Annotated in this window: 1 pseudogene; it reads right to left on the reverse strand. The window is 68.4% G+C overall.

Annotation, left to right across the window (positions count from 1 at the left end):
- A pseudogene (locus EOA33_RS36465) lies at positions 1 to 1,125 on the reverse strand (RNA-binding protein); the annotation flags it as partial.

Below are 1,125 nucleotides of genomic sequence, written 5' to 3' on the forward strand. Positions count from 1 at the left end.
AATCGACGCCGGGCTCGCCGGTGAGCACATAGGCGATGCAGGTTTTCGAGATGTCCTCGATCGCCTGGGTGTCGCCGGGCTTGGCGTCGTCGGCGCGTGCGCGATCGGCATGGCCGAGCAGCGCGCCAAGCCCGATAAGCAAGGCAGCCGCCGTTGTCGCGGCGGCGCGGCGCGGCCGGCGCGATAGCAGGCCGCCCATCCAGAACACCGCCAGCGTATCGAGCACCATGAGCACCAGCGCCGCGGCGACGAGGGCGCCCTTCAGGTTGCGCGACTCGTCAAAAGCGTACTGGATGGTGGTCACCGGCAGCGAGACGTTGGGCCTCGCCAGCGGCGCAAAGGTGCTGGCTGCATCGAGCAGATTGTGGGCGAACACACCGGTCTCGGAGCCGTAAAGGCCCGGCGGGTTTTCGATCGTCACCGGCAGTGGACCGGGACCTGGCACCAGCGGGCGAGCGTCCGGGGTCGGCGGCACGAGCATGCCGTCTGCGGCGATCATGCGATAGGGGGCCAGCGAGGTGGCGGCGGCTTCGGCATTGGCGACCGCGGCACCCTGGTTGCGCGACAGTTGCACGATGCGCCTCAGCATCTCGACGAAACTGCCCGAGATCGGCAGGTTCGACCATGTCGCCTCGGGCGTGACGTGGAACAGCACCAGCGTGCCCTTGCCCTTCTTTAGCCCGGTCACCAGCGGCGTGCCGTCAGCCAGCGTCGCCCAGGTGCGCTCGACAATGTCGGGCGTCGGTTCGGCCAGCACCTGCCGGGTGACGGTCACCTCGGTCGGTGGTGCAAGATCGGCGAAGGCGCCATTCTTCGGGAATTCGGTCACGGGCTGCGGCGTCGTCCAGGACAGCGCGCCACCTAGCGCGCGTTCGCCGCTGCGCAGCCTGACCGGCAAAAGGTCGTCGTCATTGCCGGCGGCGGCCAGCCGCGAGCCGGCGAAACGCACCAGCGTGCCGCCCTTGTCGACCCAGTCGACCAGCTTAGGCCGGACCTGCTCGGGAATGGTGCCGACATCGGCCATGACGATCATCGCCGGCTTCTGGTCAAGCAATTGCGGGATGGCGTCGGCGAGGTCGACGCTCGATGGCTCGACGAGATCGGCAAAGGGCTGCAACGCACGAC

This window comes from Mesorhizobium sp. M4A.F.Ca.ET.050.02.1.1 (assembly GCF_003997725.1).
Taxonomy (GTDB): Bacteria; Pseudomonadota; Alphaproteobacteria; order Rhizobiales; family Rhizobiaceae; genus Mesorhizobium.